The organism is Achromobacter dolens, assembly GCF_902859745.1.
Classification (GTDB): Bacteria; Pseudomonadota; Gammaproteobacteria; order Burkholderiales; family Burkholderiaceae_B; genus Achromobacter; species Achromobacter dolens.
Window position 1 is genome coordinate 51,579 of sequence record NZ_CADIJW010000014.1, and the last position, 25,327, is coordinate 76,905.

At 66.4% G+C, this 25,327-nt stretch carries 26 protein-coding genes; 16 read left to right on the forward strand and 10 right to left on the reverse strand.

Going from position 1 to position 25,327, the window contains the following annotated elements; all coding sequences use genetic code 11:
• Positions 1-19 precede the first annotated feature (19 nt).
• From HV783_RS12935 to yjgA, 6 genes are all read right to left on the reverse strand, one after another.
• Positions 20-712, reverse strand: coding sequence for a cysteine hydrolase family protein (locus tag HV783_RS12935; protein WP_049071161.1), 693 nt, complete (start codon positions 710-712; stop codon positions 20-22).
• Positions 713-721: 9 nt separating this feature from the next.
• The gene (locus HV783_RS12940; protein WP_064526257.1) at positions 722-1,558 is read right to left on the reverse strand and encodes an ABC transporter permease; all 837 of its coding nucleotides are present in this window, start codon (positions 1,556-1,558) and stop codon (positions 722-724) included.
• Between the two features lie 3 nt (positions 1,559-1,561).
• Positions 1,562-2,374 (reverse strand): ABC transporter ATP-binding protein, encoded by an 813-nt coding sequence (locus tag HV783_RS12945; protein WP_006388630.1) that lies wholly within the window; start codon positions 2,372-2,374, stop codon positions 1,562-1,564.
• The gene (locus tag HV783_RS12950) at positions 2,374-3,381 is read right to left on the reverse strand and encodes an ABC transporter substrate-binding protein (RefSeq protein WP_175189269.1); all 1,008 of its coding nucleotides are present in this window, start codon (positions 3,379-3,381) and stop codon (positions 2,374-2,376) included. The genes HV783_RS12945 and HV783_RS12950 overlap by 1 nt, the downstream gene beginning before the upstream one ends.
• A gap of 316 nt (positions 3,382-3,697) precedes the next feature.
• Positions 3,698-4,375, reverse strand: coding sequence for an alpha/beta hydrolase (locus tag HV783_RS12955; protein ID WP_175189270.1), 678 nt, complete (start codon positions 4,373-4,375; stop codon positions 3,698-3,700).
• A 15-nt stretch (positions 4,376-4,390) separates the two neighbouring features.
• The gene (gene yjgA, locus HV783_RS12960) at positions 4,391-4,939 is read right to left on the reverse strand and encodes a ribosome biogenesis factor YjgA (RefSeq protein ID WP_020925259.1); all 549 of its coding nucleotides are present in this window, start codon (positions 4,937-4,939) and stop codon (positions 4,391-4,393) included.
• 58 nt (positions 4,940-4,997) lie between these two features.
• Between yjgA and pmbA the strand changes: the two genes are divergently transcribed.
• From pmbA to erpA, 12 genes are all read left to right on the forward strand, one after another.
• A complete protein-coding gene (pmbA, locus tag HV783_RS12965) occupies positions 4,998-6,365 on the forward strand; it encodes a metalloprotease PmbA (RefSeq protein WP_054514721.1) in 1,368 nt (455 codons plus the stop codon).
• A 164-nt stretch (positions 6,366-6,529) separates the two neighbouring features.
• Positions 6,530-7,771 carry a twin-arginine translocation signal domain-containing protein gene (locus HV783_RS12970; protein WP_175189271.1) on the forward strand — a complete coding sequence of 414 codons (1,242 nt, stop codon included), beginning with the start codon at positions 6,530-6,532 and terminating at the stop codon, positions 7,769-7,771.
• A gap of 257 nt (positions 7,772-8,028) precedes the next feature.
• Entirely contained in the window at positions 8,029-9,183 is a 1,155-nt protein-coding gene (locus HV783_RS12975; protein ID WP_049071171.1) for an ABC transporter substrate-binding protein, read from the forward strand.
• A gap of 249 nt (positions 9,184-9,432) precedes the next feature.
• Positions 9,433-10,314, forward strand: coding sequence for a branched-chain amino acid ABC transporter permease (locus HV783_RS12980; RefSeq protein WP_006388637.1), 882 nt, complete (start codon positions 9,433-9,435; stop codon positions 10,312-10,314).
• A 2-nt stretch (positions 10,315-10,316) separates the two neighbouring features.
• The gene (locus HV783_RS12985; protein ID WP_006388638.1) at positions 10,317-11,183 is read left to right on the forward strand and encodes a branched-chain amino acid ABC transporter permease; all 867 of its coding nucleotides are present in this window, start codon (positions 10,317-10,319) and stop codon (positions 11,181-11,183) included.
• A complete protein-coding gene (locus HV783_RS12990; protein WP_049071173.1) occupies positions 11,176-11,964 on the forward strand; it encodes an ABC transporter ATP-binding protein in 789 nt (262 codons plus the stop codon). Before HV783_RS12985 ends, HV783_RS12990 begins: the two co-directional genes overlap by 8 nt.
• Positions 11,961-12,674, forward strand: a complete 714-nt coding sequence (locus HV783_RS12995; RefSeq protein ID WP_006388640.1) for an ABC transporter ATP-binding protein — start codon at positions 11,961-11,963, stop codon at positions 12,672-12,674. The genes HV783_RS12990 and HV783_RS12995 overlap by 4 nt, the downstream gene beginning before the upstream one ends.
• A gap of 387 nt (positions 12,675-13,061) precedes the next feature.
• Positions 13,062-13,490, forward strand: coding sequence for a 50S ribosomal protein L13 (rplM, locus tag HV783_RS13000; protein WP_006217309.1), 429 nt, complete (start codon positions 13,062-13,064; stop codon positions 13,488-13,490).
• 9 nt (positions 13,491-13,499) lie between these two features.
• Complete coding sequence (gene rpsI / locus HV783_RS13005; RefSeq protein WP_006388641.1) at positions 13,500-13,892, forward strand: 30S ribosomal protein S9; 393 nt, start codon at positions 13,500-13,502, stop codon at positions 13,890-13,892.
• Between the two features lie 188 nt (positions 13,893-14,080).
• Entirely contained in the window at positions 14,081-15,145 is a 1,065-nt protein-coding gene (gene argC, locus HV783_RS13010; RefSeq protein ID WP_175189272.1) for an N-acetyl-gamma-glutamyl-phosphate reductase, read from the forward strand.
• Between the two features lie 41 nt (positions 15,146-15,186).
• Positions 15,187-15,927, forward strand: coding sequence for a DUF6776 family protein (locus HV783_RS13015; protein ID WP_054503543.1), 741 nt, complete (start codon positions 15,187-15,189; stop codon positions 15,925-15,927).
• Between the two features lie 85 nt (positions 15,928-16,012).
• Positions 16,013-16,384: an iron-sulfur cluster insertion protein ErpA gene (erpA, locus tag HV783_RS13020; RefSeq protein ID WP_006388644.1), complete on the forward strand. Its 372-nt coding sequence runs from the start codon at positions 16,013-16,015 to the stop codon at positions 16,382-16,384.
• Between the two features lie 104 nt (positions 16,385-16,488).
• Here the strand turns inward: erpA and HV783_RS13025 are convergent, their stop codons facing one another.
• Complete coding sequence (locus HV783_RS13025) at positions 16,489-17,598, reverse strand: anhydro-N-acetylmuramic acid kinase (protein ID WP_144656967.1); 1,110 nt, start codon at positions 17,596-17,598, stop codon at positions 16,489-16,491.
• Positions 17,599-17,678: 80 nt separating this feature from the next.
• The gene (locus tag HV783_RS13030) at positions 17,679-19,091 is read right to left on the reverse strand and encodes a M23 family metallopeptidase (protein WP_064526250.1); all 1,413 of its coding nucleotides are present in this window, start codon (positions 19,089-19,091) and stop codon (positions 17,679-17,681) included.
• A gap of 259 nt (positions 19,092-19,350) precedes the next feature.
• On the opposite strand from HV783_RS13030, the gene tyrS reads away from it, so the two are divergent.
• Together tyrS and HV783_RS13040 are read left to right on the forward strand one after the other, a co-directional pair.
• Positions 19,351-20,580: a tyrosine--tRNA ligase gene (tyrS, locus tag HV783_RS13035; protein ID WP_049071178.1), complete on the forward strand. Its 1,230-nt coding sequence runs from the start codon at positions 19,351-19,353 to the stop codon at positions 20,578-20,580.
• Between the two features lie 72 nt (positions 20,581-20,652).
• Entirely contained in the window at positions 20,653-21,309 is a 657-nt protein-coding gene (locus HV783_RS13040) for a YbhB/YbcL family Raf kinase inhibitor-like protein (RefSeq protein ID WP_054416409.1), read from the forward strand.
• A gap of 78 nt (positions 21,310-21,387) precedes the next feature.
• On the opposite strand, the gene HV783_RS13045 is transcribed toward HV783_RS13040, so the two are convergent.
• On the reverse strand, positions 21,388-22,026 hold the full coding sequence (locus HV783_RS13045; RefSeq protein ID WP_054432811.1) for a LysE family translocator: 639 nt from the start codon (positions 22,024-22,026) through the stop codon (positions 21,388-21,390).
• A gap of 205 nt (positions 22,027-22,231) precedes the next feature.
• On the opposite strand from HV783_RS13045, the gene glyA reads away from it, so the two are divergent.
• Entirely contained in the window at positions 22,232-23,482 is a 1,251-nt protein-coding gene (gene glyA / locus HV783_RS13050; RefSeq protein ID WP_049071180.1) for a serine hydroxymethyltransferase, read from the forward strand.
• A 206-nt stretch (positions 23,483-23,688) separates the two neighbouring features.
• Complete coding sequence (nrdR, locus tag HV783_RS13055) at positions 23,689-24,168, forward strand: transcriptional regulator NrdR (protein WP_006392798.1); 480 nt, start codon at positions 23,689-23,691, stop codon at positions 24,166-24,168.
• Between the two features lie 187 nt (positions 24,169-24,355).
• Here the strand turns inward: nrdR and HV783_RS13060 are convergent, their stop codons facing one another.
• A complete protein-coding gene (locus HV783_RS13060; RefSeq protein ID WP_116791547.1) occupies positions 24,356-25,315 on the reverse strand; it encodes a GlxA family transcriptional regulator in 960 nt (319 codons plus the stop codon).
• Positions 25,316-25,327 lie beyond the last annotated feature (12 nt).

Genomic DNA, 25,327 nt, shown 5'->3' on the forward strand with positions numbered 1-25,327 from the left:
GGCCGCAGCCATGCCGGCTTCAGGCCGTCTTGCGCGCGGCCTGCGCCGGCCGCAGCCTCGTCGCCACTTCATCCACCGACAGCACGTCGCCGAAGAACAGCAGCCAGCCATGCAGGGCGTTTTCGTGTTCGGCCGGCGTCACCGCGGCCAGCGCGTCGTCCACCATGATGGTGCGGAAGTCGCGCATCATCGCGTCGCGCGCCGTCGATTCGCAACAGACGTTGGTGACCGTGCCGGCGATCAGCAGCGTGTCCACGCCGCGTCCGCGCAGCAGCGGCTCCAGTTCCGACGAGCCCGTGGCCATGGCGCTGTAGAAGCGCTTGGTCACGCGCAGGTCGCTGTCGGCCGGCCGCAGGTCCGGATGCAGCGCGAAACCCGGCGCATCGCGGCGCAGGGTTTCCAGGCGCCGCGCGCTGCGCTCGGGCGTCAGCATCACGCCATGGTGGTGCGACCAGAAGGCGTCGGCGTTGTCGGACGCGGTCTGCACCCAGACCACCGTGCCGCCGGCCGCGCGCACCGCGTCGCACAGGCGGTTGACCGGCGCGATGATGTCGCGCGCCGCGGCGCATTCGCCCTGGTAGCCGGGCAGCGTGAAGTACTGCTGCATGTCGATCACCACCACCGCGGTGCGGGCGCCGGGCAGGCTGTCGTAGGGATGCAGGCAGCCCTGGCGGGCGATGACGCGGTCCTGCACCCATTGCGGAATCTGCATGGCGGTTCCTTATCCGTAGCGCCGCGCCACGGCGGCTTCGATGCGGTACACAACCAGGTACATGACGCTGGAGATCAGCGCCAGCATGGCGATGGCGGTCATGACGATGTTCAGCTTGAAGACCTGGCTGCCGTTCATGATGAGAAAGCCCAGGCCCGAGTCGGCCGACTGGAATTCGCCCACGATGACGCCCACCAGCGCCAGGCCGATGTTCATCTTCACCGCGGCGATCAGGGTCGGCACGCTGCCGGGCAGCACCACCTTGGTCAGCACCTGCCAGCGGCTGGCGCCGAAGGTGCGGGCCAGCTTGACCTTGTTCAGGTCGATGGCGCGAAAGCCCGCATACACCACCATGATGGTCACGAACACCGCGATCGCCACGGCCATGCCGTAGACCGCGTAGTCCGACCCCAGCCACAGGTAGAAGATCGGCACGAAGGCGATCTTGGGCATGGCGTTGGCCACCACCAGGAACGGATCGAGCACCTTGTACAGGAAGTCCGACCACCACAGCGCGGCGGCCACGATGATGCCGATCACCATGCTGAGCGTGAAGCCCACCAGCGTGGCCGACAGCGTGGTGGCGATGTGGTGCGCCAGGTTGCCCTGGCGCCACAGCTCCAGGAAGGTCGGCCACAGCGCGCTCGGATAGCTGGTCAGGAGCGGGTTCAGGATGTGCATGCGCGGCAGGATCTCCCAGGCGCACAGGAACACCACCAGCAGCAGCGCCTGGGCGATGCGGATGTTGCGGCGGCGGGCGCGGTCGCGCCGCAGGTAGTCCAGGTACTTCTGGCTGGGCGCGGGCACGGCGCGCAGCGGCACGGTGTTGGCGATCGGGGCGTTCACGGCTCAACCCTCCACATGGACGTCCAGCTCGTCCCAGAGCTGCTTGAAGTAGGCATTGAATTCCGGCCGGGAACGGGCCTGGAACGGCGTCGGCCGCGCGCCGTCGCCATAATGGATGCGGTACTGGCTCTTGAGCCGTCCGGGCCGGCGCGACAGCACGATGACGCGGTCGGTCATGGCGATGGCCTCGCCGATGTCGTGGGTCACCAGCACCACCGTCTTGCCTTCGCGCCGCAGGATGTCGACGACCTCGTCGGAGATCGCCAGCCGGGTCTGCGAATCGAGCGCCGAGAACGGTTCGTCCAGCAGGATCACGTCGGGCTCGGTCACCAGCGTGCGCGCCAGCGCCGCGCGCTGGCGCATGCCGCCCGACAACTGGCGCGGCGTATGCGACAGGAACGCGCCCAGCCCGCACTTTTCCAGCAGGTGCACGGCCCGGGCTTCGCTGCGCGCATCGCGCCGGCCCTGGATCTCGGCGCCCAGCATGACGTTGTCGAGAATGGTGCGCCACTCGAAAAGGTAGTCCTGCTGCAGCATGTAGCCGATGCGCGGATTGGGTTCGGTGACCGCCTGGCCGTCGATCATCACGGTGCCCGAGGTCGGCGCGTGCAGGCCGGCGATCAGCGACAGCAGCGTGCTCTTGCCACAGCCGCTCTGGCCGATCAGGCTGACGAATTCGCCCGGCGCCAGCGCGAACGACACCTGCGACAGCGCTTCGGTCTCGCCCTCCGGCGTGAAATAGCTCAGGCAGACATCGCGCAGTTCGATCTTGGCGGTGGCCGGGTCCGGCTTGAGGTTGTGGACGACGGCGCTCATCACGGCACCTTCCTGGCGAAGTCCGCCACCACCACGTCTTCATATTTGACGCGGGCGCCTTCCTTCATCACCGCGCTGGCGATCAGCATGTCCTGCAACCGGCTCATGGCCTCGGCCGTCACCAGCGGCGTGGTCTTCCAGATCTGGTACTGCTTGTAGCGCTCGATCGCGTCGGTCACCGCGGCCGCGTCCATGCCGGGGAAGTAGGTCATGATCTGCGGCGCCAGCGTGGCCGCCGGCGTGTCCTTGACGTATTTCTCGGCGCGCGCCACCACGTTGGTCCAGGCCTGTATCACCTTGGGGTTGTCGCGGATGTACTTGTCGGTGGCGGTGAAGACCGTGTAGTCCACCTGGCCGACCTCATGGCCGACCGAGGCCACGATGTAGCCCTTGCCGTTGCGCACCAGTTCGCCGGCCTCGGGCTCCAGGAAGATGCCGTATTCGCCCTGGCCCGCCATCCAGGCGCCGGCGCGCGCCGGGATGCCGATGTTGTTGAGCAGCTTGACGTCTTTCTGCGGGTCGAGGCCGTGCTTGCGCAGCGCGGTCTCCAGGAACACGATGGGGTTCGACCCGGGCCGGAAGCCGATCACCTCCTTGCCCTTTAGCATGCTCCAGTCGAATTTATCGACCGGCTTGCGCGCCAGCAGGAAGAAGCCGTCGGTGGCGGTCAGGCCGGCGAAGATCTTCGGCTTGACCGGCGATTCGCTGTTCTGCACGTAGATCGAGGCTTCGGGGCCGATCAGCACGATGTCGGCGCTGCCCGAGAGCAGGGCGGTCATGCCCTTGTCGGTGCCCTGCGAGGTCTTCATGGACACGTCCAGCCCGGCGTCCTTGAAATAGCCCTGCGACAGGGCGACGTACTTGGGCACGTAGAGGATGGAGCGGACCACCTCTTCGTAGCGTACCTTTACCGGGGGATTGAGGGCTTCGCCGTGGCTGGCGAAAGGGGCGAGGACGGCGGCAAGCAGCGCCGCCGCCGCCAGGCGAGGCAATGGCAAGGGCTTCACGGGACTTTCTCCTGCGTCTATATGCCTCACCGAAACCCGGCGCGGCACGGCCAATGGGATGGATCGACTGCAACAACAGGGAAGCCCGAGGCGATTGCGATCGGGCCAATACGGCTTGGATTGAATACTATATTCAACAATCGCGAGCGACAAGGGTTTTGGTATTGGCGTTTTTCTCTATGGACGAGCGAAGTCGCACCCCGGAAAATTCAGGGCTGGAATACCACTTGGTATACAAAGCAGGGAATCCCCGTGCGAACGGCCCGGCGAATCCGGGCCCCGGGGGAAGGCGGCGGCGCGGCGCGCGCCGCCCGCGTTACACCAGCACCTGGTTCAGAAAGCGCGAGATGTCCGCCACTTCCTCGGCGCAGACCGAGTGCGGCATGGGGTAGGTGTGCCAGCGCACGTCGTAGCCCAGGCGCTCCAGCTCGGCCCGCGAGGCCTCCGCGCGCGGCAGCGATACCACCGGGTCATACAAGCCGTGGGCCAGGAAGATCGGGGTGCGCTGGTTGGCCGGGGCGCGCTCGGCCTCGGCGCTGTCCAGCAGCGGCAGGTAGCCCGACAGGCCCATCATGCCGGCCAGCTTGTCCTGCAGCCGCAGGCCCGTGTGCAGCGTCATGGCGCAGCCCTGCGAGAAGCCCGCCAGCACGATGTTCGAGGTCGGGATGCCGCGGGCGTTCTCGCGCGCGATCAGCTTGTGGATCGCGGCTTCCGAGGCGCGGATGCCCTTGGCGTCTTCCACCCGCACCAGGTCCATCACCAGGATGTCGTACCAGGAGCGCATCGCCATGCCGTTGTTGATGGTGACGCGCTGCACCGGCGCATTGGGGAAGACGAAGCGCACGCCCAGGCCGACCGGCAGGTCCAGCTCCGGCACGATGGGCGCGAAGTCGTTGCCGTCGGCGCCCAGGCCGTGCAGCCAGATCACGGCGTGCGTGGGATTGGAGGCGGTTTCGATCTCGATGCAATCGAGCAGGTCGGTGGGGGCGTTCATGGACGGCGGGCGCAATCAGTGGGTGAGGGTCTTGAGGGCCTGGAACAGGGCGCGATAGTGCTTCTTCTGCGGCTCCTGGCCTTGCAGCAGCACGGCGTTGGCTGCCTTCTCCTTGCGGGCGGCGCGGATCACCGCGCGTAGCTGCTGCACATCCGCCTGCGGATTGTCGTTCAGCAGCTTGGTCAGGGCGTCGTCGTCGTCGAGCAGCCGGTCGCGCAGGGTTTCCAGGCGGTGCATGGCCGCGGTTTCCTCGCGCGAGCCGTTTTCCCAGACATCGAGCTGGGCGCGGATCTCGTCGGCGGGGGCGTCGCGCATCAGCTTGCCCACGAAGTGGGTCTGGCGGCGCCGGCCTTCGCGGCTGGTGGTGCGCTGCGCCTCGCGGATCGCTTCGTAGAGGCGTTCGGCCAGGGGCAACTGCTTGAGGCGTTCGGGGGACAGTTCGATCAGTTGCTTGCCCAGGTCCAGCAGCGCGTGCATTTCACGCTTGACCTGGGACTTGCTGGGACGATCGTAGCCGTTCTCGTCGTAGCCGTCGGAGGATTCTTCTTCGATGTGGGAATTCATGGAAAACTGCGCAATGACAGACTTGGCTATGATAACCGTCTCTGCAAATTGGACAGCAATGGTCAAATCCTCCTCCTCCTCCTTGCCGCTGGCGGCCAATCACGCGCGTTTTTCCGAACTCGTCGAGCAAACCCTGGCCTACGCGCGACAGATCGGCGCCTCGGATGCCGCGGCCGAAGTCTCCGAAAGCCTGGGCCTGTCGGTGTCGGTGCGCAAGAACGACATCGAGACCGTCGAACAGACCCGTGACCGCTCGCTCGACCTGACGGTCTACGCCGGCCAGAGCCGCGGCTCCGCCTCGACCTCCGACTTTTCCGAAGCCGCGCTGCGCCAGACGGTCGAAGCCGCCTGGCACATCGCCCGCCACACCGCCGCCGATCCGGCCGCCGGCCTGCCCGACGCCGACCAGTTGGCCACCGAATTCCCCGACCTCGACCTGCATCGCGCCTGGACGGTCTCCACCGAGGAAGCCGCCGAACTGGCCCTGCGCGCCGAGCGCGCCGCGCGCGAGGTCGATGCCCGCATCACCAATACCGACGGCGCCACGGTCGGCACTTACGAAGGCCAGTTCGTCATGGGCAACACCCGTGGCTTCCTGGGCGGCTATCCGTATTCGCGCCACAGCCTGTCGGTGGCGCCCATCGCCGGGCGCGGCAACGGCATGCAGCGCGACTACTGGTACACCTCCGAGCGCGACCCCGCCAAGCTGGCCACGCCCGAGGCCGTCGGCCGCTATGCCGCCGAGCGCACGCTGTCGCGCCTGTCGGCGCGCCGCATCCGCACCGGCAAGTTCCCGGTCCTGTTCGAGGCGCCGCTGGCGCTCGGCCTGGTCGGCGCCCTGACACAGGCCGCCAATGGCGGCGCGCTGTACCGCAAGGCCAGCTTCCTGCTCGACGCCCTGGGCAAGCCGATCTTCCCGGAACACATCAACCTGACCGAAGACCCGCACATCCGCGGCGCCATGGGCAGCTCGCCGTTTGACGACGAAGGCGTGCGCACCCGCAAGCGCAACGTGGTGTCGGCCGGCGTGCTGGAAGGCTACTTCCTGTCCTCCTACACCGCGCGCAAGCTCGGCATGCAGACCACCGGCAACGCGGGCGGTTCGCACAACCTGGTATTCAGTTCCACGCTGACGCGCCGGGGCGACGACTTCGAAGCCATGCTCAAGAAGATGGGCACGGGCTTCCTGGTCACCGAGCTGATCGGCCAGGGCGTGAACTACGTGACCGGCGACTACTCGCGCGGCGCATTCGGCTATTGGGTCGAGAACGGCCAGATCCAGCACGCGGTGCAGGAAGTCACCATCGCCGGCAACCTGTCGGACATGTTCCGCCAGATCGTCGCGGTGGGCGCGGACACCATCTCGCGCGGCACCAAGACCACCGGCTCGATCCTGATCGAGCAGATGGCGATCGCGGGCACCTGATCCCGGGTGCGAGCGCGGCCAGCGCCCGCCTGTGCGGGGCCTGGCCGGGCCACTCTTTGCAATCCTTGACCGCTCGGGAATTCCTCTAGCCGTCAGCGGCGATGGCACCGTGTAATATCCGGCGGGTATTGCTCAAACTGGTATCGCTGTAGAGGAGCAAAGAGATGCAACGACGTTCATTCTTGAAGCAGGCCGGCCTGGGCGCCGTGGCGGCGGGGGCGGCGGTCAGCGCTCCCGCCCTGGCGCAGGATTCCCCCTCGATCAGTTGGCGCCTGGCGTCGGGCTTCCCGGCCGCGCTGGACCTGCGCTTCGGCGCCGGCGAGATTTTCCGCAAGTTCGTCTCCGAGGCCACCGGCGGCAAGTTCAGCATCAAGCAACTGGCCGATGGCGAGATCGCGCCCGCAGTGGAGCTGATGGACGCGGTCGGCGCCGCCAAGGTCGAGTGCGCTCACGTCTCTTCGGGCATCTATTTCGCCAAAAACCCCGCCTTCTGCTTCGATTCGGCGGTGCCATTCGGGCTCGACGCGGGCCAGATGAATGCCTGGATGCTCGAAGGCGACGGCTTGCGCCTGACGCGCGAACTGTTCAAGCCGCAGAAGATCCTCAACTTCCCCCTCGGCAACACCGGTTCGCAGATGGGCCTGTGGTCCAACCGCGAGATCAAGCGCGCCACCGACCTCAAAGACCTGACCATGCGCGTCGATGGCCTGGCGGCGCAGGTGCTGGCGCATCTGGGCGTGGTGCCGCAGCAGGCCGGAGCGGCCGCGCAGGCCGGCGACGGGAAGGGCGCCGAAGCCGCCAAACCCGCGGAGGGGGCCAAACCTGCGGAGGAGGCCAAGCCCGCCGAAGGGGCCAAGCCCACCGAAGGTGCCAAGCCTGCCGAAGGGACGAAGCCTGCCGATGGCGCCAAGCCAGCCGAGGCCGCCGCCAAGACGGGACCGGACGCCGTGGCCGGGGCCGGCGCCTACGACGATGGCAAGCTGGGCCTGAACAAGGCTGCCAGGTTCTACTACGGCCCCAGTTGGTGGGCCGCCAGCGAGCAGTTGTCTCTCTATATCAATGAAGAGGCCTGGGCCAAGCTGCCCAAGCACTACCAGGCGGTGGTCGAAGCCGCCGCCTTGGCCGCGCATGCGCGCACCACGGCGGCCTATGCCGCCCGCAATCCCGCCGCGCTGGCCCAACTGGTCGCGGCCGGCGCGCAGGTGCGCGCCTTGCCGCGCTCGGTCATGGACGCCGCGTTCGAGGCGTCCCTGCAGGTCTACAAGGACTTGAGCGAAAAAGACCCGAAGTTCAAGGCGATCCATGACAACTACATGGGTTTTCGCGATAGCGCGATGCCCTGGTTCCGTCTGACCCGCGGCGCCTACGACCAATACCTGGGCGTGGCGCTGTCGGCCCGCAGTTGATGGCAGGTCCGTGTGCCGAATGGCATTCGGTAGGAGGTGGGGTTTTCGCTGATAACCCCGTGTTTTTTACAAAAAAATGGGCGGTTTTACGCCTTTTGTTGAACGGCATTCGAGTTTCGGCCTGATACAAAGGAGTAATATCCCGGGTCTTGACGCGCAAACGTGACGCCTTCAGGCGCCATTGGACGTCAATCCGGCGGGAACATCCTGGCCTGGATAACCAACATTCCGAGACAGACTTTAAGGTGGTATCAACCATGCAATCCAAGACCAAGAAGCTGCTGGCCGCGCTGATCGCCGCCGGCATCGTCCCGGCTGCCCATGCGGCCGACCTCAAGCTGGGCGTGGCTGAAGCCCTGTCCGGCGGCGCCGCCCAGTACGGCGCGTCGATCCGCAACGGCTTCCAGCTCGCGGCCGACGAGATCAACGCCGCGGGCGGGATCAATGGCAACAAGATCGTGCTGGTGGTCGAGGACGAGCAGGGCAAGAAAGAAGAAGCCATCAACGTCTTCAAGAAGCTGATCTTCAAGGACAACGTCCTGATGGTGTTCGGCCCGACGCTGTCGAACTCGGCCCAGGCCGCCGACCCGATCGCCCAGGCCGCCAAGACGGTCGCCTTCGGCACCTCCAACACCGCCGACGGCATCACTTCCATCGGCAACTACGTGTTCCGCAACTCGGTCACCGAAGCCGACGTGCTGCCCGCCACCATCTCCACCGTCAAGGCCAAGACCGGCCTGAAGAACGTGGCCGTGCTGTACGGCAACGACGACGTCTTCACCAAGAGCGGCTACGACAACTTCAAGAAGGCCCTGGAAGACCAGAAGATCCCGGTCACCACGACCGAAACGTTCGCCAAGGGCGACGTCGACTTCAAGGCCCAACTGACCAAGATCAAGGGCACCAACCCCGACGCCATCGTGCTGTCGGCGCTGCTGGCCGAAGGCGCCCCGATCATGGTGCAGGCCCGCCAACTGGGCATCAACGTGCCCGTCATCGGCGGCAACGGCATGAACTCGGTCAAGATCTTCGACCTGGCCCCCGGCGGCGCGTCGAACAACCTGTGGATCGGCAGCCCGTGGTCGATCGAGAACAAGGCCCCCGAGAACGTCAAGTTCATCGACGCCTACAAGGCCAAGTTCAACGGCGCGCCCGACCAGTTCGCCGCGCAGTCGTACGACGCCATGTACATCGTCGCCCAGGCCCTGAAGAACACCAAGATCACCGGCGAACTGGCCAAGGACCGCGCCGCCCTGCGTGACGCGCTGCCCTCGGTGCAATGGACCGGCGCCACCGGCGCCTTCAAGTTCCGCCAGGCCACCGACCGCGCCGGCAAGCCCGCCGGCTACGACGCCGACCAGGCGCCGATCGTCAGCGTGACCAAGGACGGCAAGTACGTCATCGAGAAGTAAGCAATCCGCATCCCCGCGCGGGGGGATGCGCCTTGCGGACCGCGGCTGGCCGCGGTCCGCAAGGCGCTTTTTATCGTAGGACTCCCCAGGAATAGAACGGCTCTCTCAGGGCGGCAGGTCCACGCAATGCGCGGCGTGGAAGGCCTTACACAGGCCTGCCCCGGGTCCCGAAGCCGAGCCTGGCGAGCGGCAAGTCCACGCGGGGGGCGCGGCGTGGGGGCTCTTTTTTGATTTGGAATATGTCCCATCATGTTGGAACAACAATTCGTTAACGCCTTGTCGCTGGGCTGTGTGTACGCACTGTTCGCGCTGGGCTTCACGCTGGTATTCGGCGTGCTCGGGGTGATCAACCTCGCGCATGGCGCCGTCTTCATGGTGGGGGCCTACGCGGCGCTCTCCGTGGTGCAGCATTTCGGCCTGCCCCTGTGGGCGGCGCTGATGGTGGCATTTTTCGTCGCCGGCTTCACCGGGGTCATCATCGACTACCTGGTGCTCAAGCCGCTGCGCAAGCGTAATGCTCCCCACCTGATCCCCATGATCGCCACGATCGGCGTGGGCATCATCCTGAACAATGGCGCGCAAGGCATCTTCGGCGCCAGCAACCTGCGCTTCCCGCACGGCACCGTGCCCGAGGAAGTCATCGAGATCGCCGGCCTGCACCTGACCGTGATCGAACTTGGCATCATCTTCCTGTCGTTCGCGCTGATGGCCCTGCTGATGTTCGTGATGCGTCGCACGCAGTTCGGCCGCGCCCTGCGCGCCATTGCCGAATCGCCCAAGGCCGCCTGGCTGCTGGGCATCAACGTCGAAAAGCTCTTCATCACCACCTCGTTCGCCGCCGCCGCTTTGGGCGGTGTCGCGGGCGTGCTGATCGGCCTGTACTCGAACGCGCTGTTCCCGCTGATGGGCCAGCCGATGCTGCACAAGGGCATCGCGGTCATCATCCTGGGCGGCATGGGCGACATTCGTGGCGCCATGCTGGGCGGGCTGTTCCTGGGCTTCGCGGAAGTGCTGTCGGTGGCCTACATCGGCTCCACCATGCGCGACGCGGTGGCATTCGGCCTGCTGTTCCTGATCCTGCTGGTGCGCCCGCAAGGTCTGTTCGGCAAAGTGGTTCAACGCAAGGCTTGAGTATGAGCGGATTCGAAAACTTCTGGGCCATCTATGGCAACCTGGTGCTGACGCTCGGCACCAACGCCCTGCTGGCCCTCTCCATCTGGCTGACGCTTGCCTGCGGCATGCTGGCCATGGCCAATGCGGCCTTCATGGGCATCGGCGCCTACGCGGCGGCGTTGCTCACCATGAACTACGACGTCTCGTTCCCGGTCGCGCTGGCCGGCGGCATGGCGGCGCCGGCCCTGGTGGCGGCGTTGATCGGCTTGCCGACCTTGCGGCTGTCAGGGGTCTACCTCGCCATGGCCACGCTGGGCTTTGGCGAAGTGGTGCGGGTGACGGTGCTGAACACCGAGTCGATCACCGGCGGCGCGCTGGGCCTGAACGGCATTCCGCAACTGACGCAGTGGTGGCACGTCATCCTGGCGGTCGTCATCGTGCTGTTCGTGCTGTGGCGAGTGCGCGCCTCCAAGATCGGACGCGCCTTCGAGGCCATCCGCGGCGACGAGACCGCGGCCGGCCTGATGGGCATCGACGTGCGCGCCAACAAGATGCTGGCCTTCGTGGCGGGCGCCATGATCGCCGGCCTGGCCGGCGCGCTCAATGCGCACCTGACCTTCTTCATCGGCCCCAACGAATACGGCTTCGACCGTGGCGTGGAAATCCTGACGATGGCCATCCTGGGCGGTATCGGCGGCCTGGCCGGCCCCGTGCTGGGCAGCTTCATCATCACCGTGCTGCCGGAGTTGCTGCGCGGCTTCGCGGATTTCCGCCTGGTCATCAACGGAGTGATCCTGGTGGTGATTGTGCTGTTCCTGCCGCAAGGCATCTGGGATCCGGCGCGCTTCAAGCGCTGGATGCGTCAAGGAGGCAAGCGCCATGCTTGAGCTGACCTCCGTTTCCAAGAGCTTCGGCGGCCTGCACGTGCTGCATGACGTCAGCCTGTCGGTGCCCGAAGGCGCGATCTTCGGCCTGATCGGACCCAACGGCGCCGGCAAGACCACGGTGTTCAACCTGATCACCGGGCTGCTGCCGCCCAGCGGCGGCGGCATCGCCTTCAATGGCGAGAGCCTGCTGCGTCGCAAGCCGCATGCCATCACCCGCATGGGCATCGCCCGCACCTTCCAGAACATCCGTCTCTTCAAGGAGATGACGCTGCTGGAAAACGTGGTGGTGGGCGCCTACCGCCACATGAACTACGGCTTTCCCAGTCTCTTGCTGGGCCTGCCGGGCTACCGCGAGCATGAAAAGCGCGCCCGCGAGCGCGCCCACGAGCTGCTGACGTGGATGCGCCTGGATCACAAGGCCAACGACCTGGCCGACAACCTGTCGTACGGCGAGCAGCGCCGCCTGGAGCTGGCGCGCGCGCTGGCCACTGAGCCCAAGCTGCTGCTGCTGGACGAGCCGGTCGCTGGCATGAACACCGGCGAGCGCGCCGAGCTGATGCGCGAGATCCTGGCGATCCGCGACCGCGGCTACACCATCCTCATGATCGAGCACGACATGCGCTTCGTGATGGGGCTGTGCGAACGCATCGCGGTGCTGAACTTCGGCAAGATCATCGCTTGCGGCGGGCCTGAAGAGATCCGCAACAACGAGCAGGTCATCGAGGCCTACCTGGGCCGCGAGGACGACGACGATACCGACAACGCGGAGGCCGCACAATGAGCAGCGCAATGCTGGAAGTCCGCGGACTCGAGGTCAACTACGGCCACATCGAAGCCGTCCGCGGCATCGACCTGGACCTGGAAGCCAAGGAAATCACCGCCCTGGTCGGCGCCAACGGCGCCGGCAAGTCGACCACGCTGCTGGCGCTGTCGGGCCTGCTGCCCAAGGCGCGCGGCAAGATCCTGTTCGAAGGCGAGGACGTCACCAACCTGGCGCCGCACCAACTGGTGGCGCGCGGCATCGTCCAGGTGCCGGAAGGCCGGGCCATCCTCACCACCATGACCGTGCTGGAGAACCTCGAGCTGGGCGCCTACCGCCGCGGCCTGAAGAACATCGACTCGGACCTGGAATACGTCTTCAACCTGTTCCCGCGCCTGAAAGAGCGAATCACCGGCATCGCCGGCAACCTCTCCGGCGGCGAACAGCAGATGCTGGCGATCGGCCGCGCCCTGATGGCCAAGCCGCGCTTGCTGCTGCTGGACGAGCCGTCGATGGGCCTGGCGCCGATCGTGGTGCAGGAAATCTTCCGCTCGCTGCGGGCCATCAACGCCGACGGCCTGACCCTGTTCCTGGTCGAGCAGAACGTGCGCCAGGCGCTCAAGATCGCCCAGCACGGCTATGTGCTGGAGAACGGCGCCATGGCGCTGTCGGGCACCGGCCGCGGCCTGCTCGGCCATCCGCGGGTGCTGGAAGCCTACCTGGGCGCCTGATCCGCGCGGCGCGGACGGGAGCAGGAGCGCGCGGGCAGGGTCACTGGCAGCGCGCAATTGCGTCCCTTTTAAAAATGCGACAGTCGTTCCCCCGGGAACGGTTGTTCATTCGCCTGGATCCGGCCATGGCTGCCCATTTTTTGAGCATCCGTGGTAGAATTTCAGGCTTTCCCTCATTTTGACCATTGCACGGGCGGGTAATAACGCTTAGGCGGGACGTCGATAGGGACACGGATGGGCTAAAACCCGATGGGCTAAAACCCGATCGGCTGAAATCTGGCACTGAAACCCAGTCGCTGGAAAGATGCCGGCTCCATTGTCTAGTTGAGGGAAAAAGCCTGGCTGGATCGTCCAGTCAGAGACCATTTTTCATATCTAGGAACCATCATGAAGACCTTTGTGGCCAAGCCGCATGAAGTCCAACGTGACTGGTTTGTGATCGACGCCAAGGGCAAAGTCCTCGGTCGTGTGGCCAGCGAAGTCGCACGTCGTCTGCGTGGCAAGCACAAACCTGAATTCACGCCGCACGTTGATACCGGCGATTACATCGTCATCATCAACGCTTCCGATATCGTCGTTACCGGTACCAAGGCGAAGGACAAGAAGTACTTCCGCCACACCACGTACCCGGGCGGTATCCGCGAAACGAACTTCGAGAAGATGCAAGAGCGTTTTCCCGGTCGCGCCATTCAGAAGGCCGTCAAGGGCATGCTGCCCAAGGGTCCTCTGGGCTACGCCATGATCAAGAAGCTGAAGGTCTATGCCGGTGCCGAGCACCCGCACACCGCCCAGCAGCCCAAGACGCTGGATATCTAAGGAAACGCCATGATCGGTAACTGGAACTACGGAACCGGCCGTCGCAAAACTTCGGTGGCTCGCGTTTTCATCAAGAAGGGCACCGGCAAGATCGTCGTCAACGGCAAGCCCGTCGACGAGTTCTTCGCCCGTGAAACCGGCCGCATGGTCGTGCGCCAGCCGCTGGAACTGACCGGCCACCTGGAATCGTTCGACATCAAGGTCAACGTGCACGGCGGCGGTGAAACCGGCCAGGCCGGCGCAGTCCGTCACGGCATCACGCGTGCCCTGATCGACTACGACGCGACCCTGAAGCCCGCGCTGTCGCAAGCTGGTTTCGTGACCCGCGATGCCCGCGAAGTCGAACGCAAGAAGGTCGGCTTCCGCAAGGCGCGCCGTCGCAAGCAGTTCAGCAAGCGTTAATCGCTGCGAAGAAAGCCCGCCTCGTGCGGGCTTTTTTTTACATCCCGGGGCCCAGGCCCCGCCCAGGCCCGCGGAACTCCGCGGGCTTCGTCCGGTCGGACATCGGTCGCCGCGCGGTTTCCGGCGTGGCGGCAAGGCCGGTTGTCCGAGCGATACAATCGAGCCTCGTTCTACGAAGAGCACACATCATGGCCCAAGCATCGAACTCCCGTATCAAGGTTGGTATCGTCGGCGGCACCGGTTACACCGGCGTCGAACTGCTGCGCTTGCTGTCGCAGCATCCCCATGTGGAATTGACCGCCATCACGTCCCGCAAGGAAGACGGGCTGCCGGTGGCCGACATGTACCCGAACCTGCGCGGCCGCGTGCAGATCGCCTTCTCCGCGCCGGAAAAGGCCACGCTGACCGACTGCGACGTGGTGTTCTTCGCCACGCCCCACGGCGTGGCCATGGCCCAGGCCCAGGAACTGATCGCCGCCGGCACCAAGGTCATCGACCTGGCCGCCGACTTCCGCCTGCAGGACGTGCCCACCTTCGAACGCTGGTACAAGATTCCCCATACCTGCCCGGACATCCTGGCTGAATCCCAGTACGGTCTGGTCGAGCTCAACCGCGAAGCCATCTCCAAGGCGCGCGTCATCGGCAACCCGGGTTGCTACCCGACCACCGTGCTGCTGGGCCTGGCGCCGCTGCTCGAAGGCGGCAAGCAACTGGTCGATGCGCAGACCCTGATCGCCGACTGCAAGTCGGGTGTGTCCGGCGCCGGCCGCAAGGCCGAAGTCGGCTCGCTGTTCTCCGAGGCATCCGACAACTTCAAGGCCTACGGCGTGGCCGGCCACCGCCACCATCCCGAAATCGTCGCCCAGCTCGAGAAGATCGCCGGCGGCAAGGTCGGCCTGACCTTCGTGCCGCACCTGGTGCCGATGATCCGTGGCATGTACTCGACCATCTACGCCCGCATCAAGCCCGAGGCGCGCGACACGGACTTCCAGGCCCTGTTCGAGCAGCGCTACGCCGACGAGCCGTTCGTCGACGTCATGCCGGCCGGCAGCCTGCCCGAGACGCGCTCGGTGCGCGCTTCCAACAACCTGCGCATCGCGCTGTCGCGTCCGGGTGGCGGCGACCTGCTCATCATCATGGTGGTGCAGGACAACCTGGTGAAGGGCGCGGCCGGCCAGGCCGTGCAGAACATGAACCTGATGTTCGGCTTGCCCGAGACCGTCGGTCTGGACCAGGTCGCGATCCTGCCCTGATGCGCCGCCGGGCCGGCGGCAAGTCCGCCGGCCCGCTTTCCATGTCCAACGACTCCCGCGACACGCCTCGAATCCCCCGCCTCGGCCTACGGCTGGCTGCCGGCGTGCTGGCCGGTGTCGTGGCGGGCGGGGCGGCGGGCTATTACTACGCGCGCGGCGTCTATCAGCCGGTGGATGCTGTGGTGCTCAGCGCCGCCCAGGTCGAGACGCGCGACGAAGCCATGCGCCAGCAGTCGGTGCAGTTGCGCTACCTCCGCGGCCAGCTCGATACCGCGGATGGCGAACTGGTGATCGAGCGCTCGGCGCGCCAGGAGCTGGAGACGCAGTTGCACGCGGCCCAGGCCGAGGTCGGCCGGGTGCGCGACCAACTGGCGTTCTATGAGCAACTGCTGCCGCCGGGTCCGGAGGGCACCGTGGATATCCGTGGCGCCCAGATCGACCGCGAAGGCGGCGGCCTGCGCTACAAGGTGCTGCTGATGCGCAGCGGCCGCAACGGCGGCGCCCAGTTCACCGGTACGCTGCGGTTCCAGGCCACCGGCACGCTCAAGGGCGAAATCGTCACCGTCGATCTGGCGCCGATGCAGGTCAAGGCCGAGAGCGGCCCGGTGCCGGTCAGCGGCGAAACCACCACGGCGGCGTCGCTGGCGTTGCAGTTCGACCAGTACCAGCGCAGCCAGGGCGTCCTTGCCGTGCCCGAGGGATTTGTCCCCGAAAGCGTCACCATCAGCATCCTGGAGGGCGATGTGGTCCGTGCCTCCCGCAGCGTCAAGCTCGAACTTTGAGTCCGGCGGCGCCTGCGCTATAGTGACTACATGCGAGCGGCGCAGCCGCTCATCGGAATACGGCCCCAGCGGCCAGGAGTGAATCATGAATGCAGTGACCGAAACCGTCGACCTGCAGGCCGCCCCGCCTGCTCCCCTGGTGTTCACCGACTCGGCGGCCGCCAAGGTCAAGGACCTGCTGGCCGAGGAAGGCAACCCCGAACTGAAGCTGCGCGTGTTCGTGCAGGGCGGCGGCTGTTCGGGTTTCCAGTACGGTTTCACCTTCGATGAAGTCGTCAACGAAGACGACACCGTGCTCGACAAGGCCGGCGTGCAACTGTTGGTCGACCCCATGAGCTTCCAGTACCTGGTCGGCGCCGAGATCGACTACAAGGAAGACCTGGAAGGCGCCCAGTTCGTCATCCGCAATCCCAACGCCAGCACGACCTGCGGCTGCGGTTCGTCGTTCTCGGTGTAAGCCTCGCGTCTTCGCGCCGGGATGACGGCGCGAACCGGGCGTCCGGCCGACAAAAAAAGCCCTTCGGTTTTCCGAAGGGCTTTTTGCTGGGCGCGGGCCGCGTGTCAGGCGGGATATAGCGCGCCCAGGATACGCGGGCCGCGGGCGCCGGTGACACTGGGCAGACCGGCCGGCTGGCGCGCCAGGAAGGCCTGCGCCAGCCAGGCGAAGGCCAGCGCCTCGACCTGCTGCGCCGGGACACCCAGCGCGTCGGTGGCATGCACCGGGCGCTGCAGGCAGTACGCCAATTCGCGCATCAGCCCCGGGTTGCAGGCGCCGCCGCCGCATACATAGAGTTCGCGCACGTCCGCGCCGGCGGCGTCGATGGCGTTGGCGACGGTGCGCGCCGTGAGACGCTGCAATGTCGCCTGCACATCCTGCGGCGCCGGCTTGGGACCGTCATAGGCCGCCAGCCGATCGTCCAGCCAGCGCATGTTGAAGAGGTCGCGGCCGGTCGATTTGGGCGGTGGCAGCGCGAACCAGGGTTCGCTCGCGATCAGTTGTTCCAGCAGCGGCGCCAGCACCTGCCCGCTGGCGGCCCAGCGGCCGTCGGCATCGTAGGGCCGGCCCAGGTGCCGCTGGCACCAGCCGTCCAGGAACACGTTGGCCGGGCCGGTGTCGAAGCCGCGCGGCGCCTGGCCGGGCGCCAGCAGCGTGACGTTGGCGATGCCGCCCAGGTTGAGCACCGCGCGGCCTTGCGGCGCGCCGAACACGGCCGCGTGAAAGGGCGGCACCAGCGGCGCGCCCTGGCCGCCAGCGGCCACGTCGCGGCTGCGGAAGTCGGCCACCACGTCGATGCCGGTCAGCTCCGCCAGCAGGGCGGGCGCGTTCAACTGCACGGTATAGCCGCTGTCGGGGCGGTGACGCACCGTCTGGCCATGGGCGCCGATGGCGGCGATGTCCTGGGCCCGCAGGCCGGCGGTGGCCAGCAGGTTCACGCTTACCTGCGCATACAGGCGCGCCAGTTCGTTGGCGGCGAGCGCGGCGCGGGCCAGCTCGTCGTCGCCGGCCTGGTTCAACGCCAGGAATTCGGTGCGCAGCGCCGCCGGCATCGGCAGGCTCGCGCTGGCCAGCACCTGCGGTGGCTGGCCGTCGCGCAGGCGCGCCAGGACGCCGTCGACGCCGTCCACGCTGGTGCCGGACATCAGGCCGATGAAGTGCGGGGGTACGGTCATGTTGGGGCTGCCTGGAAAAAAAAAGCGGCCCGGCATCGAGATGCGCGGGCCGCCTTGCGGGTGCGTCATGCAGGTCCGCCTCAGCGGCTGGCGACGTTGGTCAGCGCGTCGGGCAGGGTCTGCTGGAATTCGGTGAGCAGTTGGATCTGCTGCTTGTAAGGCGCCACGGCCTGGTTGAAGGCGCGGATCTCGGCGGGCTCCAGGGCGCGGGCGACGGGCAGGTCGACCGACAACGGGTCGATCGGCTGGTTGTCGACGCGGAACTCGTAGTGCAGGTGCGGACCGGTGGCCCAGCCGGTGGCGCCGACGTAGCCGATCAGTTGGCCCTGCGAGATCTTGGTGCCCTTGGTGATGCCTTCGGCGATGCGGCTCTGGTGCGCGTACAGCGTCGAGTACTTGCCATGGTGCTTGATGATGACCACGTTGCCGTAGCCGTTCTGCCAGCCCGAGAACTCCACCGTGCCGTCGGCCGTGGAGTGGATCGGCGTGCCCGAGGGCGCGGCGTAGTCCACGCCCTTGTGGCCGGTCCAGGTCTTGTGGATCGGATGCATGCGCATGCCGAACGTCGAGCTGATGCGGCTGAACTTCAGGGCGGTGCGCAGGAAGGCGCCGCGCAGGCTGGTGCCGTCGAAGTCGTAGTACGAGCCGGTCTTGTTGTTGTCGGCGCTGAACCAGACGGCGGAGTAGGTCTTGCCGCCGTTGATGAACTCCAGGGCCAGCACGCGGCCGGCGCCGGCGTAGCGGCCGTCGTGCGAGCGCACTTCGTAGACCACGCGGAACTGGTCGCCCTGGCGCAGGTCGCGCAGGAAGTCGATCTTGGCGCTGAGGATGTCGGCCATCTGCATGGTGACCGAATCGGGGATGCCGGCGGCATCGGTGGCGCCGAACAGCGAGGAGCGGATCGTGCCCACGGCGACGCGGGTCTGGCGATCGGTGCTCTCGGTGATTTCCTCGGCCTTGTAGCCGTTGTCGGTGCGCGCCACGTGCAGCATGCGGGTGACGACCTGGCCGTCCGCTTCGTTGCCGGGGGTGTGGATGTAGCGCAGCCAGATCAGGTTGCCTTCCGCGTCGGTCGCGGCCTGCACCGAACGGCCCGGGTACAGCTTGTAGATGCTGCGCGCGCTGGCGTCGTGGGTGAGGAAGGTCTGCAGGTCCGGGGAATCCAGTTCCAGGCGCTGCAGCACGGCGGCCAGCGTGTCGCCCGCGCGGATGCGGGTTTCGCTGATGTAGGGCGCGGCGCTGGGCGTGCTGACTTCGACCTGGTCGGTGGTCAGCGGCAGGATGCTCTGGATGACGCGGGTGGGGGGGATTTCGCTGCGGTCGGGTTGCTGCACCATGCCCAAGGCGGCGGCGCCGGCAAACAGACCCATGGCGGTGACGAGGAGAGTGCGGCGGAAAAGGCCCGAGCGATGGGGCTTGGGTTCGACGGGCGCAAACACGGCAGCAACTTTGCGCTTGATGCTACTCGCCAGGTCGTGGAGGCCACGATTCATCGTGAAGATACCCTCTCAGGTGGCATGAGCTCGCAGGGTGCGTGACACGAACGGCCCCCGCGCGCCACGTTTTCCGGGGCAAGGGCTGGCGCGGGGCGCATCTTGTGAACAACGGGTGGTAACCGGACGCGCAACTGCGTATATATGACAGTTGCGTATGATTAGGGCGGTATCCTAGCTGATTCGGCTAGAATTTTCGATAGTTTTCGTCACTTTTTACACCTTTTTATCGGCTGAAGCCGTCGCGGCCCCCCTAAAAATGTCACCTTCAGAAGCCCCCATCACCCCCGAAGTCGAAGCCGATCTGCGTATTGCCAAGCGTGGATGCGATGAGCTGCTGGTCGAGTCCGAATTCGCCCGCAAGCTGGCCCGCAGCCGCGCCACCGGCGTGCCGCTGCGGATCAAGCTGGGGCTGGACCCGACCGCGCCGGACATCCATCTGGGGCACACCGTAGTGCTCAACAAGATGCGCCAGTTGCAGGACCTGGGCCACGAGGTCATCTTCCTGATCGGCGACTTCACTTCGACCATCGGCGACCCCAGCGGCCGCAACAGCACCCGCCCGCCGCTGACGCGCGAGCAGATCGAGGCCAACGCCAAGACCTACTATGCGCAGGCCAGCCTGGTGCTGGATCCGGCCCGCACCGAGATCCGTTACAACTCCGAGTGGTGCGACCCGCTGGGCGCGCGCGGCATGATCCAGTTGGCGTCGCGCTATACCGTGGCGCGCATGATGGAACGCGAGGATTTCACCAAGCGCTTCAAGGGCGGCATCCCGATCTCGGTGCATGAATTCCTGTACCCGCTGATGCAGGGGTACGACTCGGTGGCGCTGAAGTCCGATCTGGAGCTGGGGGGCACCGATCAGAAGTTCAACCTGCTGGTCGGCCGCGAACTGCAGAAGGAGTATGGACAGGAGCCGCAGTGCATCCTGACGATGCCGCTGCTGGTCGGCACCGACGGCGTCGAGAAGATGTCCAAGTCCAAGGGCAACTACATCGGCATTTCGGAGTCGCCCGATTCGATGTTCGGCAAGCTGATGTCGATTTCCGACACGCTGATGTGGCGTTACTTCGAGTTGCTGTCGTTCCGCTCGCTGGAAGACATCGCCGCGCTGCGCCAGGAGATCGACGGCGGCCGCAATCCGCGCGACGCCAAAGTCATGCTGGCCCAGGAAATCATCGCCCGTTTCCACTCGGCCAAGGCGGCCGACGACGCGCTGGCCGCGTTCGAGGCGCGTTTCCGCGACGGCGCGATTCCGGAAGACATGCCCGAAGTCAGCATCGGCGGCGCGCCGGTCGGCATCCTCAAGCTGCTGCGCGAGGCGGGGCTGGTGGCATCGGGTTCCGAAGCCCAGCGTAACGTCGAGCAGGGCGGGGTGCGCGTCAATGGCGACCGGGTCGAAGACAAATCGTTGCAACTGCCTGCGGGGACTTACGTCGTCCAGGTGGGCAAGCGCAAGTTCGCGCGTGTTAAGTTGAACCCATAATCGCGAAGATTTTGATACGCTGGAGGGACGTTCAAGGCTGGGATGCCTTCGCAGCACTTCAAGGAGCACGACATGAAACTTTCGAGTTTGTCTTTTTCCGATCACGAGTCGATTCCGGAGCGCTACGCCTTCGGCAAGATCGATGCGCAATCGCACGTCGCGCTGGCTGACAACTACAACCCGCAGTTTTCCTGGGACGACGTCCCGGCGGGTACGCAGTCGTTCGCCTTGATCTGCCACGATCCGGACGTTCCCTCCAAGCCCGACGACGTCAACCAGGAGGGACGCGAAGTCCCCGCCGACCTGCCGCGCGTGGATTTCTTCCACTGGGTGCTGGTCGACCTGGCGGCCGACATGCGCGAAATCGACGAAGGCGCCTTTTCCAGCGGCATCACGCCGCGCGGCAAGGGCGGCCCGCTGGCGCCGCTGGATGCCCGCCAGGGCATCAACTCTTACTCGTCCTGGTTCGCCAACGACCACGACATGAGCGGCGACTATTTCGGCTATGACGGCCCGTGCCCGCCCTGGAACGACGCGCTGGTGCACCGTTACGTGTTCACGCTGTACGCGCTGGACGTCCACACGCTGAACCTGCAGGGTGCGTTCACCGGCGAGGACGCGCTGCGCGCCATCCAGAAGCACGTGCTGGCGCAGGCGTCACTGACGGGCACCTATACGCTCAACCCGAAGCTGGCGCCCAAGCAGATCGGGGCGACCTCGGCGTCCTGATTGCCGCGATCAGCAAAAAGGGCCGCATCAATGCGGCCCTTTTTTATTTCCGAGATGTCCGTCGGATGCGCCGCGCCCTCAGACTCCGGCGCGTTTCAGGCGCAACAATGCCACGCCGAAGGCGACGAACACCGAACCCACGGCTCGGTTGATCCAGCGCACCGCGCGCGGCTGCTGGAACAGGCGGCGGGCGCGGCGCGCCAGCAGGCCGTAGGCCAGCAGCGAGGGCAGCGACAGGCCCATGAAGATGCCGGTCAGGATGAAGAACTGCGGCAGCAGCGGTTCGGCCGCGTTCAGGAACTGCGGGAACAGCGCCGTGAAGAACAGGATGGGCTTGGGATTCAGGCCGGCGACGAAAGTCGCTTCGAGGTACAGCGCCAGCGCGCCGCGCGGCGGGCGGCCGGCGCTGTCGGGCGGCGGCGCGGCCACGCTGCTGCGGCCCAGCAGATGGCGCAGGCCCAGGTAGATCAGGTAGGCGGCGCCGGCGATCTTGAGCGCGGCGAACAGCAGGGCGGACGATTGCAGCACCACGCCCAGGCCCAGCATGGCGGCGGCGGAGAGCAGGAACAGGCCGGTGACATTGCCCAGCGACGAGGGCAGCACCGCGCGCAGGCCGCCGGCGGCGCCATTGCGCATGGCCAGGATGCTGGCGGGGCCGGGGGTGACGACGCTGACGGCGGCGACCAGGGTGTACGCGACCAAAGTCTGGGTTTGCATGAAAGTTTCTCAAGTCGGGTTGAGTGCGTTTTCCAGCCGAGGAGGAATGCCGGAAATTTCGCGCCCTTGGCGGGAATTTTGCCGCCATTCGGGGCATTTTGGCGACAGGGGAAGCGGCGCGACGCGGTAAACTATCCGTCATTATCCGGGTTTACCCACCCGGGCGCAGTTTCCTCCTCTCTTACCGCCTCAGGAACCCCCCGTCATGTTTGACCGCAACCTCACCCTCTCCAAGGCTGACCCGGATGTCTGGGCCGCCATCCAGAAGGAAGACGTTCGCCAGGAACAGCACATCGAGCTGATCGCTTCGGAGAACTACGCCAGCCCGGCCGTCATGGAAGCCCAGGGCACGCAGCTCACGAACAAGTACGCCGAAGGCTACCCGGGCAAGCGCTACTACGGCGGTTGCGAATACGTCGACGTGGTCGAGCAACTGGCCATCGACCGCCTGAAGCAGATCTTCGGCGCCGAAGCCGCCAACGTGCAGCCCAACTCGGGTTCGCAGGCCAACCAGGGCGTGTATATGGCCGTCCTGAAGCCGGGCGACACGGTGCTGGGCATGAGCCTGGCCGAAGGCGGCCACCTGACGCACGGCGCCTCGGTCAACGCCTCGGGCAAGCTGTACAACTTCATCTCGTACGGCCTGGATGAAAACGAGGTCCTGAACTACGCCCAGGTCGAGCAGCTGGCCAAGGAACACAAGCCCAAGCTGATCGTCGCCGGCGCCTCGGCCTACGCCCTGCACATCGACTTCGAGCGCATGGCCCGCATCGCCCACGACAACGGCGCGCTGTTCATGGTCGACATCGCCCACTACGCCGGCCTGGTGGCCGGTGGCGCCTACCCCAACCCGGTGCCGCACGCCGACTTCGTCACCTCGACCACGCACAAGTCGCTGCGCGGCCCGCGCGGCGGCGTCATCATGATGAAGGCCGAGTTCGAAAAGGCCGTCAATTCGGCCATCTTCCCCGGCATCCAGGGCGGTCCGCTGATGCACGTCATCGCCGGCAAGGCCGTGGCCTTCAAGGAAGCGCTGGAACCCGAATTCAAGACCTACGCGCAGCAAGTGGTCAAGAACGCCAAGGTGCTGGCCGACACGCTGGTCAAGCGCGGCCTGCGCATCGTTTCGGGCCGCACCGAAAGCCACGTCATGCTGGTGGACCTGCGCTCCAAGGGCATCACGGGCAAGGAAGCCGAAGCGGTGCTGGGCCAGGCCCACATCACGGTCAACAAGAATGCCATCCCGAATGATCCGGAAAAGCCCTTCGTGACCAGCGGCATCCGCCTGGGCACCCCGGCCATGACGACCCGCGGCTTCACCGAAGCCGAGGCCGAGCTGACCGCCAACCTGATCGCCGACGTGCTGGACAACCCGCGCGACGAGGCCAACATCGCCGCCGTGCGCGCCAAGGTCAACGAACTGACCTCGCGCCTGCCGGTGTACGGCAAGAAGTAATGCGACGGCGGATCTTTTCCGCCCGTGGCTGACAAGGACGGCTCCGCGAGGGGCCGTCCTTTTGTTTTCAGGCCAATGGCGCTTGCGCGCCGGCGGTCATCGTGGCAAAAATAATAGGGACGAATTTGTCATAGTCGACGCGGACAGACTGTCGCATCGTTACAATATCGGCGAATTATTGCTTTCCGTGTTTTCAGGGATCACACATGCGGTGTCCATTTTGCGGCAACTCCGAAACGCAGGTCGTCGACAGCCGTGTCTCGGAAGAGGGCGACGCGATCCGCCGCCGGCGCCGTTGCCAGTCCTGTGACAAGCGCTTCACCACTTATGAGCGGGTGGAGCTGGCGCTGCCTTCCGTGGTCAAGCGCAATGGCAGCCGCAGCGACTACGATCCCGCCAAGCTGCGCGCCAGCCTTAGCCTGGCGCTGCGCAAGCGCCCGGTCAGCACCGAGGACGTGGACGCGGCAGTGGCCCGCATCGAGGAACAACTGCTGGCCAGCGGCCTGCGCGAAGTGGCCTCCGGGCACATCGGCGAGCTGGTCATGAACGAACTGCGCAAGCTCGACAAGGTAGCCTACGTGCGCTTCGCCTCGGTCTACAAGAGCTTCGAGGACATCGGCGAGTTCGTCGAGGCGATCCGCGAGATGCAGGGGCCGGTGCTGCCCGGCAAGCTGCGCAAGGAATGACGCCGTCGCGCGGGTCGGCCTGTCGCAGCCCGGCTTGTCGCGGCCCGGCCTGACGCGGCCCGGCCTGACGCAGCCGACCTGACGCAGCCGACCTGACGCAGCCGACCCCGACGCGGCCTGACCCGTAGGCGGCCAGACCCGTAGGCGGCCGCCGTGGCGCTACCGGCGCCCTGCCGCCCGGCGCGCGCTATGGCGCCACCGTCCGCGCCATGCTGGGCGTCTGCGGCTGGAACCGGCGCCACACGCGGCGCAGGTGCTGGGCCGAGCCGAAGCCCGATTTCTCCGCCACCAGCTCCAGATTCAAGCGCGTTTCGCGCAGCATGTCGCGCGCCAGCGCCACGCGTATCTGATACAGGTAGTCCATGGGCGTGCAGCCTGCGTGCTCGCGGAACAGCCGCGTCAGGTGGCGCGGGCTGGTGTGGGCCTGTTCGGCCAGCGACTGCGCCGACCACGGCGCCGCCGGGTTGCGCACCACCGCGTCCTGCACGCGGTGCACGCCCGGATGCATGTGGTTGCGGTGTTCAAGCCAGGGCGACAGCGCCGAGTCGGTGCCGGCGCGGCGCTGGTACACCACCATGTCGCGCGCCACTTCGCTGGCCACGCGCGGGCCGCAATGGCGCGACACCATGTGCAGCGCCAGGTCGATGCCGGCGGTGATGCCGGCGCTGCTGACCAGGTTGCCGTCCTCCACGAAGATGCGGTTGTCGTGCACCCGGGCGCTGGGATCCAGGTCGGCCAGTTGCGCCAGGCAGCTATGGTGGGTAGTGCATTCGCGTTGACGCGTCAGGCCGGCCGCCGCGGCGAACAGGGCGCCGGCGCAGACCGTCATCAGCGTGAAGCCGTCGGCCGGATGGCGCTGCGCCAGCCAGTCGATGATCAGACGGGCCTCGGGCTCATCCAGGCGGATGTGCTTGCCGACCACGCCGGACACGATCACCAGCGCCTCGGGCGGCAGTTTCTCGGGCAGCGGCTGGATCCGGGCCAGGTGCAGGCCGGGAATGCCGCTTTCGACTTCGGTGGACGGGCCGCAGAAATGCTGGGCGAAGGCGTCCGGGCACAGCTTGTTGGCGACCCGGAACGCCTCGGCCGGCCCGGCCACGTCGAGCAGCACGATTCCCCGGGGCAGGACGAAGTGCACGGGAATCATGGCCATGCCGTC

What these genes read in the sequence shown, in the direction of transcription:
- yjgA (WP_020925259.1), bottom strand. Translation starts at nt 4,939, where the DNA reads ATGAATTCCCACATCGAAGAAGAATCCTCCGACGGCTACGACGAGAAC.
- HV783_RS13025 (WP_144656967.1), bottom strand. Translation starts at nt 17,598, where the DNA reads ATGACCGTACCCCCGCACTTCATCGGCCTGATGTCCGGCACCAGCGTG.
- rpsI (WP_006388641.1), top strand. Translation starts at nt 13,500, where the DNA reads ATGATCGGTAACTGGAACTACGGAACCGGCCGTCGCAAAACTTCGGTG.
- nrdR (WP_006392798.1), top strand. Translation starts at nt 23,689, where the DNA reads ATGCGGTGTCCATTTTGCGGCAACTCCGAAACGCAGGTCGTCGACAGC.
- HV783_RS13045 (WP_054432811.1), bottom strand. Translation starts at nt 22,026, where the DNA reads ATGCAAACCCAGACTTTGGTCGCGTACACCCTGGTCGCCGCCGTCAGC.
- HV783_RS12975 (WP_049071171.1), top strand. Translation starts at nt 8,029, where the DNA reads ATGCAATCCAAGACCAAGAAGCTGCTGGCCGCGCTGATCGCCGCCGGC.
- HV783_RS12970 (WP_175189271.1), top strand. Translation starts at nt 6,530, where the DNA reads ATGCAACGACGTTCATTCTTGAAGCAGGCCGGCCTGGGCGCCGTGGCG.
- HV783_RS13030 (WP_064526250.1), bottom strand. Translation starts at nt 19,091, where the DNA reads ATGAATCGTGGCCTCCACGACCTGGCGAGTAGCATCAAGCGCAAAGTT.
- HV783_RS12935 (WP_049071161.1), bottom strand. Translation starts at nt 712, where the DNA reads ATGCAGATTCCGCAATGGGTGCAGGACCGCGTCATCGCCCGCCAGGGC.
- HV783_RS13015 (WP_054503543.1), top strand. Translation starts at nt 15,187, where the DNA reads ATGTCCAACGACTCCCGCGACACGCCTCGAATCCCCCGCCTCGGCCTA.
- tyrS (WP_049071178.1), top strand. Translation starts at nt 19,351, where the DNA reads ATGTCACCTTCAGAAGCCCCCATCACCCCCGAAGTCGAAGCCGATCTG.
- HV783_RS12945 (WP_006388630.1), bottom strand. Translation starts at nt 2,374, where the DNA reads ATGAGCGCCGTCGTCCACAACCTCAAGCCGGACCCGGCCACCGCCAAG.
- erpA (WP_006388644.1), top strand. Translation starts at nt 16,013, where the DNA reads ATGAATGCAGTGACCGAAACCGTCGACCTGCAGGCCGCCCCGCCTGCT.
- HV783_RS12990 (WP_049071173.1), top strand. Translation starts at nt 11,176, where the DNA reads ATGCTTGAGCTGACCTCCGTTTCCAAGAGCTTCGGCGGCCTGCACGTG.
- rplM (WP_006217309.1), top strand. Translation starts at nt 13,062, where the DNA reads ATGAAGACCTTTGTGGCCAAGCCGCATGAAGTCCAACGTGACTGGTTT.
- pmbA (WP_054514721.1), top strand. Translation starts at nt 4,998, where the DNA reads ATGGTCAAATCCTCCTCCTCCTCCTTGCCGCTGGCGGCCAATCACGCG.
- HV783_RS13060 (WP_116791547.1), bottom strand. Translation starts at nt 25,315, where the DNA reads ATGATTCCCGTGCACTTCGTCCTGCCCCGGGGAATCGTGCTGCTCGAC.
- HV783_RS13040 (WP_054416409.1), top strand. Translation starts at nt 20,653, where the DNA reads ATGAAACTTTCGAGTTTGTCTTTTTCCGATCACGAGTCGATTCCGGAG.
- HV783_RS12995 (WP_006388640.1), top strand. Translation starts at nt 11,961, where the DNA reads ATGAGCAGCGCAATGCTGGAAGTCCGCGGACTCGAGGTCAACTACGGC.
- glyA (WP_049071180.1), top strand. Translation starts at nt 22,232, where the DNA reads ATGTTTGACCGCAACCTCACCCTCTCCAAGGCTGACCCGGATGTCTGG.
- HV783_RS12955 (WP_175189270.1), bottom strand. Translation starts at nt 4,375, where the DNA reads ATGAACGCCCCCACCGACCTGCTCGATTGCATCGAGATCGAAACCGCC.
- argC (WP_175189272.1), top strand. Translation starts at nt 14,081, where the DNA reads ATGGCCCAAGCATCGAACTCCCGTATCAAGGTTGGTATCGTCGGCGGC.
- HV783_RS12985 (WP_006388638.1), top strand. Translation starts at nt 10,317, where the DNA reads ATGAGCGGATTCGAAAACTTCTGGGCCATCTATGGCAACCTGGTGCTG.
- HV783_RS12980 (WP_006388637.1), top strand. Translation starts at nt 9,433, where the DNA reads ATGTTGGAACAACAATTCGTTAACGCCTTGTCGCTGGGCTGTGTGTAC.